9 protein-coding genes are annotated in these 7,535 nt (G+C 71.1%); 8 read left to right on the forward strand and 1 reads right to left on the reverse strand.

Annotated features, from left to right (window positions below; all coding sequences use genetic code 11):
• The coding region (locus tag ACWJ6R_RS26080) for a hypothetical protein (protein ID WP_449064772.1) at nt 1-205 on the reverse strand (205 nt) is incomplete at its 3' end.
• Here ACWJ6R_RS26080 and ACWJ6R_RS26085 point away from each other — a divergent pair.
• From ACWJ6R_RS26085 to ACWJ6R_RS26120, 8 genes are all read left to right on the forward strand, one after another.
• Complete coding sequence (locus ACWJ6R_RS26085) at nt 152-625, forward strand: histidine kinase (protein WP_449064771.1); 474 nt, start codon at nt 152-154, stop codon at nt 623-625. The two genes, ACWJ6R_RS26080 and ACWJ6R_RS26085, sit on opposite strands and share 54 nt — an antisense overlap.
• Entirely contained in the window at nt 523-945 is a 423-nt protein-coding gene (locus ACWJ6R_RS26090) for an ATP-binding protein (RefSeq protein ID WP_449064764.1), read from the forward strand. Before ACWJ6R_RS26085 ends, ACWJ6R_RS26090 begins: the two co-directional genes overlap by 103 nt.
• Nucleotides 942-1,661, forward strand: a complete 720-nt coding sequence (locus tag ACWJ6R_RS26095) for a response regulator (protein ID WP_449064765.1) — start codon at nt 942-944, stop codon at nt 1,659-1,661. The genes ACWJ6R_RS26090 and ACWJ6R_RS26095 overlap by 4 nt, the downstream gene beginning before the upstream one ends.
• 397 nt (nt 1,662-2,058) lie before the next feature.
• Complete coding sequence (locus tag ACWJ6R_RS26100; protein WP_449064766.1) at nt 2,059-3,021, forward strand: methionine ABC transporter ATP-binding protein; 963 nt, start codon at nt 2,059-2,061, stop codon at nt 3,019-3,021.
• Nucleotides 3,022-3,085: 64 nt separating this feature from the next.
• A complete protein-coding gene (locus tag ACWJ6R_RS26105) occupies nt 3,086-3,742 on the forward strand; it encodes a methionine ABC transporter permease (protein ID WP_449064767.1) in 657 nt (218 codons plus the stop codon).
• A gap of 145 nt (nt 3,743-3,887) precedes the next feature.
• Nucleotides 3,888-4,736 carry a MetQ/NlpA family ABC transporter substrate-binding protein gene (locus tag ACWJ6R_RS26110; protein ID WP_449064768.1) on the forward strand — a complete coding sequence of 283 codons (849 nt, stop codon included), beginning with the start codon at nt 3,888-3,890 and terminating at the stop codon, nt 4,734-4,736.
• 199 nt (nt 4,737-4,935) lie between these two features.
• Nucleotides 4,936-5,544, forward strand: coding sequence for a hypothetical protein (locus tag ACWJ6R_RS26115; protein WP_449064769.1), 609 nt, complete (start codon nt 4,936-4,938; stop codon nt 5,542-5,544).
• A gap of 143 nt (nt 5,545-5,687) precedes the next feature.
• Entirely contained in the window at nt 5,688-7,223 is a 1,536-nt protein-coding gene (locus tag ACWJ6R_RS26120; RefSeq protein ID WP_449064770.1) for an acyl-CoA synthetase, read from the forward strand.
• Nucleotides 7,224-7,535 lie beyond the last annotated feature (312 nt).

Here is a 7,535-nt window from a genome sequence, read left to right on the forward strand (position 1 = left end):
TCCCGTGGAGGCGGTGCTGGTCACCGCGGCGGCGGCGGGCGCCTGGCTGCTCGGCGCCTCCCAGCGCCGCATCCACGCCGACGCGGCGCGCCTGCGGGAACTGGCCACCCGGCTCCGTGCCGAGCAGGAGGTCAGCGCCCGGCGCGCGGTCATGGCCGAGCGTGCCCGTATCGCCCGCGACCTGCACGACCTGGTCGCCCACCACGTCAGCGCGATAGCCATGCAGGCGCGCGCACCGCCGAGGCGCTGGCCGACGATCCCCTGCGGGCGGGCCCGGGGATGGCCGGGATCGGCGCGGCCGCCGACACCGCGCTCACCGAGATGCGGCGCCTGCTGGGGCTGCTCACCGACGACCGGGACGGGCCCGGTCCCGGACCGGAGCCGTCGCTGCGCCACCTGGACCGCCTCGCCGCCGCCGCCCGCGCCGCCGGGTGCCGGGTCGAGGTCGACACGCGTGACGCGGGCGGCGCGGGCTCCGAGGACGGCGGGGATCCGGTGGCCGGGGTTCCGCTCGCGGTGCAGGTGTCCGCCTACCGCATCGCGCAGGAGGCGCTCACCAACGTCCTGCGGCACGCGGGCGCCACCGAGGTGCGCATCGCGTTGCGGCGGGAGGAGGGACGGCTGACCGCCGTCGTCGGCAACGGCCCGCCCGCACCCGCCCACACCCCGGTGCCCGGCTCCGGGCTCGGCCTGGTCGGCATGCGCGAACGGGTCGCGCTGTTCGACGGCGCCCTGCGGGCCGGTCCCCTCGGCGGCGGGTGGCAGGTGGAGACCGTCTTCCGGTTTCCGGAACCGGCCGTCCCCGCTTCGAGGGCGGATCCCGTACCCCGGGACGATACGGCCGCGGCCTCGGAGGCGGGTCCCGTATCCCGGGACGGCGCGGCCGCGGTCTCCGAGGCGGGTCCCGTACCTCGGGACGGCGTGATCGCAGGGGGTGCGGGATGAGGCCCGTGCGCGTACTCGTCGCCGACGATCAGGAACTGGTCAGGTCCGCCCTGCGCCTGGTGATCGAGCGGCGCGCCGATCTGGCGGTCGCCGGGGAGGCCGCCGACGGGGAGGAGGCGGTGGCGGCGGCCTTCGAGCTCCGGCCCGACGTGGTGCTGATGGACGTGCGTATGCCCGGCCTGACGGGCGTCGAGGCGACCGGCCGCATCCTCGCCGACTGGCCGCACGGGGACCCGCGTCCCCGGGTGCTGATGCTGACCACGTTCGACCTGGACGAGTACGTCCACGCCTCACTGCGTGCGGGCGCCGCGGGCTTCGTCCTGAAGGACACCTCCCCCGACCGGCTCGCCGAGGCCATCCGCGTGGTCGCCGCGGGCGAGTCCGCGCTCGCGCCCACCGTCACCCGGCGGCTCATCGGAACCTTCGCGGCGTTGCCCCCCGCGCTGCTCGCCGGGCCGCCGGAGGCGGAGAAGGCGGGGCGCGGGCGGATCGGCGGGCTCACCGCCCGGGAGCTGGAGGTCCTGGTCCTGGTCGCCCGGGGCCTGTCCAACACGCGGATCGCCAGGACCCTCGGGCTGTCGGAGGCGGGGGTGAAGAGCCGGGTGAACCGCATCCTCACCCGGCTGGGGCTGGAGAACCGCGTCCAGGCGGCGATCCTCGCCCATGAGGAGGGCCTGGCGGGCCCCTCCGGGTTCCCGCCGCGGTCCTTGCGATGACGGGCCCGTACGGCCGGCGGGAGCGGCGTGTGACGAGGGTCATAGGAGGCGATGGGAATGCGGGAGGGAGGACGGGCGTTGGCGCAGGCGTGAACGTGGCACGCGACATCGACATGACCCCGCAGGGCCGGGTCGTGTGTCGTGCCGGGCGCACGCGCGGGGCCTTCCGGATGTGCGCCATGGGCGGCCTGCCCTCCATGCGCTGAGCTCCCGCCGCTCCGCCCGCCGAAGCCCCGAGCCCGTTCCTCCGAAGAAGGTCCCGCCTCCCATGATCTGTCCCGCGGACACCCTCGTCCTGCGCCGCCTGAGCCACCTGCCCTTCCCTCCCGGCACGCGCTAGCCGCACCCCGCCGAAGTCTTCATCTCTGCTGATCCGTTCCATGCTGGGGGAACCGCTGTGATCGATGTGTCGGGCCTGCGCAAGGTCTATCGAGATAGGGGGCGCGAGGTCGTCGCCCTGGGAGGGGTCGACCTCCGTGTCCGCGAAGGGGAGATCTTCGGCGTGCTCGGGCAGAGCGGTGCCGGCAAGAGCACCCTGCTGCGCTGTGTGAACCTGCTGGAGCGGCCCACCGAGGGCACGGTCTCCGTGGCGGGCCAGGAGCTGACCGCACTGCGGGAGGGCGAGCTGCGCCGGGCCCGCCAGCGGATCGGAATGATCCACCAGCACTTCGCGCTGCTGTCCTCCCGGACGGTCGCCGGGAACGTGGCCTTCCCCCTCGAGGTGATGGGCGTGGGGCGGGCCGAGCGGGCCCGGCGGGTCGCCGAGCTGCTGGAACTGGTCGGCCTGGCGGACAAGGCCGCAGCGCACCCGGCGCAGCTGTCCGGCGGGCAGAAGCAGCGTGTCGGAATCGCCCGGGCGCTGGCCGGCAACCCCTCGGTGCTGCTCTCGGACGAGGCCACCTCGGCCCTCGACCCGGCGACCACGCAGTCGATCCTGGCCCTGCTGCGGAACCTCAATCGCGAGCTGGGGCTCACCATCCTGCTGATCACCCACGAGATGCACGTCGTCAAGGGCATCTGCGACTCGGTGGCGGTCATGCGCGACGGCCTGATCGAGGAGTCCGGGGCCATCCCCGAGCTCATCGCGCGGCCGGGCTCCCGCCTCACCGCGGAGCTGTTCCCGCTGCCCCGGCCCGAGGCGGGGAACGTCACGATCACCTTCACCGGGCAGGCCGACGAACCGGTGGTCTCGGAGATCGTGCGCAAGTTCGACGTCGACGTGAACATCCTCGGCGGGGCGCTGGAGGAGGTGGCGGGCATCTCGGCCGGCCGCCTGCGGGTGCGCCTGACCGGAGGCGAGCGTGAGGCCGCCCTCGGTTATCTGCGCGAGCGCGGCCTGCTGGTGGAGGTGGCCGAGTGAACGCGTGGAGCGAGCGGGCCGGTGAGCGCGGCGCACCGGTCACGGGACTGACGAAGGAGCTCTCATGACCTGGGACGAGATGAGCCCCCTGCTGCTGGAGGCCACCGGGCAGACCGCCCAGATGGTCGTCTGGTCCACGCTGTTCACCGTACTGTTCGGGCTGCCGCTCGGTATCGCGCTGGTCGTCACCGACCGGGGCGGGCTGCTGCCCTCCCCGGTGCTGAACCGGGTGCTCGGCCTGGTGGTCAACCTCGGCCGGTCGCTGCCCTTCATCGTCCTGATGATCGCGGTGATCCCGCTGACCCGCCTCATCGTGGGCACCACCATCGGCACGTTCGCCGCGGTCGTCCCGCTGACCCTGGGCGCGGCGCCGTTCTTCGCCAGGCTGGTGGAGACCGCGCTGCGCGAGGTCGGCCGGGACACCGTGCAGGCGGCCCAGGCCATGGGCGCCGGGCGCGGGACGATCATCGGCAAGGTCCTGCTCCCCGAGGCCATGCCCGGCCTGGTGGCGGGGCTGACCGTGACCGTGGTGGCGCTGATCTCCTACTCGGCCATGGCCGGGGCGATCGGCGGCGGCGGCCTCGGCGACCTGGCCATCCGGTACGGCTACCAGCGCTTCGAGACCACGCTCATGGTGGTCACGGTCGTGGTGCTGGTCGTCATCGTCCAGCTGGTGCAGACCCTGGGCGACACCATCGCCCGGCGCCTCGCCCGCCGCTGACCCTCACCGCCTGACCCTCACCGCCTGGCCCCCTCCGCCTGAACTCCACCGACTGAACTCCACCGCACCCGGGGTGGTCCACCACGAGGGATATCCTGGGTTTTCCTATCTACAAATAGGGTTTTACTCACAGAAGGAGCGCACAGTGCGCAGATTGTTCGCCATCGCGTCCGCCGCGACCGCCCTCGTCCTCACCTTGGGCGCCTGCGGCTCCACGGAGTCGGGCACCGCCGGGGACGCCGCGGCCTCCGCGCCCGCCGCGGGCGAGGTGCTCAAGGTCGGCGTCAGCCCGGTCCCGCACGGGCAGATCCTGAAGTTCGTCAAGGACGAGCTGGCCGCAAAGGAGGGCCTGAACCTGGAGATCGTTGAGTTCACCGACTACGTGCAGCCGAACGTGCAGCTCGAGGACGGCGAGCTCGGCGCCAACTTCTTCCAGCACCGGCCGTACCTCGACGACTTCAACGCCTCCAAGGGCACCAAGCTGACCTACGTCCAGGACGTGCACCTGGAGCCGCTGGGGCTGTACTCCAAGAAGATCAAGGCCGTGACCGAGCTCGCCGACGGCGCGACCGTCGCGGTGCCCAACGACGCCACCAACCTGGGCCGCTCCCTGAAGCTGCTGGCCGACAACGGCGTGGTCACCCTGAAGGAGGGCGTCGGCACCGCCGCCACCGAGCGCGACGTCACCGGCAACCCGAAGAACCTGAAGTTCCAGCCGCTGGAGGCCGCGCAGCTGCCCCGCTCGCTGGAGGACGTGGACGCCGCCGTCATCAACGGCAACTACGCGCTCGAGGCCGACCTCAAGCCCGCCTCCGACGCGCTGGTGCTGGAGAAGGCCGAGGGCAACCCCTACGCCAACGGCCTGGTCGTGAAGGCCGGCCAGGAGCAGGACCCGCGCGTGGCCAAGCTCGCCAAGCTGCTCTCCGGGGCCGAGGTGAAGCAGTTCATCGAGCGGACCTACAACGGCTCCGTCATTTCCGTGAACGCGGGCTGAGAACCGGCGGGGCCGGACCGGTGATCCTTTCGGCGGTGATTCCCCGGAAGATCGGGAAAAAGCGCTTATCGGATTTCCGGTCCGACCTCGCCGTTTAAGCGGCCTGTAAGCGGGCGGCAGTGCCCTGTAAGTGGACGGCAATCGGGCGGACGTACAACGGGAGCGTCAGAAAATCCTCATTCCCGAGAGGTTCCCTCAGATGCGATTCGCCACCCGTATCCTCGTCGGCGCCGGCGCGGCCACCCTCCTGGCCATGGGCGCCCCCGTCGCGGCCAACGCCGCCACCCCCATCGAGAACGCCGCCACCGGCCCCGGCGGGCTCTCCGCCTCGCCGTACTTCTCCGACCACTGGGGCCCCTACGCCTCGGCCAACCACAAGGCCGTGGCCCAGGGCAAGGTCCAGGTCACCAAGGAGTCGAAGAAGCAGGGCTACTGGAAGAAGTACCCCAAGGTCGTCAAGAAGTGCTGGTGGAAGAACGGCCACAAGAAGTGCGCCTGGGTCAAGACCTGGCAGAAGAAGTGGGTCTGGAAGTGGGTCCACGAGTACGACTACACCGTTCACGGGAAGCTCACCAACCACAAGTGGTGGGGAAACCCGAAGTACCGCTGCTCGTGGGCGACCTTCAAGATCGAGCACTTCAACGGCGCGACCTCCTTCAAGAGCTTCAAGAACTGCGGCAAGCCCGCGAAGTTCTACTCCTTCAGCGGTGAGGGAGCGCAGGAGATCTCCGTCAAGGTGAGCCGCGGCAACCACTTCGGCCCCAAGGGCTACTACGGCGGCTGGGAGAACGTCTACAGCCACGCCTGATCCGGCGGCCGGACCCGTCCGGCGGCACCGCACGGCACCCGCTCACACGGGGCCGCGACCTCTCCGGGAGGTCGCGGCCCCGTCCGGCGTTCCGGGGTAAGCGGGCACTTCCCGCGGATCATCGAACCGAGTAGCGTTCGGTTATGCATCCGGGAGCCATCGCAGCCGTTTCGCCCGACAAGCCCGCTGTGATCATGGCGGGCTCCGGACGGGTCGTCACCTATCGAGAGCTGGACGAGGAGTCCAACCGCCTGGCCCAGCTGTTCCGCGCCTCGGGCCTGCGCCCGGGCGACCACGTCGCCTTCATGCTGGAGAACCACCCGCTCTTCCTGGCGGTGGCCTGGGCGGCGCACCGGTCGGGCCTCTACTACACCGCGATCAGCTCCCGGCTGACGGCCGGAGAGCTCGCCTACATCGTGGACAACTGCGAGGCCAGGGTCTTCATCTCCTCCGCCGCCCTCGCCGACGTCGCCGTCTCGATCACCGAGGCCACCCCCCGGGTCGAGACCCGCCTCATGCTGGACGGCACCGCTCCCGGGTTCGCCTCCTACGAGGAGGCGGTCGCGGCCCACCCGCCGACGCCGGTCGAGGACGAGTGCCAGGGTGCGGACATGCTCTACTCCTCCGGGACCACCGGCCGGCCCAAGGGCGTCAAGCCGGCCCTGCCCGCGACCTCCCTCGACGAGCCCGGCCCGCTGCTCCAGCTGATCCAGTTCCTCTTCGCCCCCTCCGCGGAGAGCGTCTACCTCTCCCCGGCGCCGCTCTACCACGCGGCCCCCCTGCGCTACTGCATGAGTTTCCAGCGCCTGGGCGCGACCATCGTGGTGATGGAGCGGTTCGACCCCGAGCGGGCGCTCGCGCTCATCGAGGAGCACCGTGTCACGCACTCGCAGTGGGTGCCGACCATGTTCATCAAGATGCTCAAGCTCCCGGAGGAGACCCGCGCCGCGTACGACCTGTCGTCGCTGGCGTGCGCGATCCACGCCGCCGCGCCCTGCCCGGTCCCGGTCAAGGAGCAGATGATCGACTGGTGGGGCCCGATCGTCCACGAGTACTACGCGGGCACCGAGGGAAACGGCTTCCTCTACGCCGGCCCGGAGGACTGGCTCAAGCACAAGGGCACCGTGGGGCGGGCGCTCCTCGGCGTGGTGCACATCTGCGACGAGGACGGTGAGGAACTGCCGCCGGGCGAGCACGGCACGGTCTACTTCGACAAGGGGCCGCAGTTCGTCTACCACGGCGACGAGGACAAGACGAGGGCGTCCAGGGACCCGAAGGGCCGGGGCTGGACGACCCTCGGCGACATCGGCTACCTGGACGAGGAGGGTTTCCTCTACCTGACGGACCGGCGCTCCTACATGATCATCTCCGGCGGGGTGAACGTCTATCCGCAGGAGGCGGAGAACGTGCTCGCGGTCCATCCCAAGGTCGCCGACGTGGCGGTCTTCGGCGTCCCGGACGAGGAGATGGGCGAGCAGGTCAAGGCCGTCGTCGAGCCGGTCTCCATGGACCTGGCCGGGCCGGGACTGGAGGCCGAGCTGATCGCCTACTGCCGTGACCGGCTGGCGCCGTACAAGTGCCCCAAGTCGGTCGACTTCCGCGAGGAGCTTCCCCGTCACCCCACGGGCAAGCTCTACAAGCGGATCCTCCTCGACGAGTACTGGCCCGCCAAATCATGATTTTTTCTCTTTCGTACGGCCTCCGCCCGGTCCTCTGACCACGGCGGATAAAGCGGCCGTCAGGAGGTGCGGATCATTCCGATCACGCCCTTAACCAGCTCTTACCCCCCTTCGCGCAGGATATGGACACCGGAGAGAACCGGTCGTCGCCGTGGTGTCCACGGAGGGACGCAGGACCTGGGGGATGAACGAGATGGACGACAAGAAGAACGAGCAGGACACCACCCCGATCGAGGCGGCCTCCGGCGACGGCGGCTGGAGCCAGTTCGGCGCGGAGCCGCCCCGGGCCGGGGGGGTTCCCGGGCGGCCGCG

The sequence above is a fragment of the Planomonospora algeriensis genome, assembly GCF_977012225.1.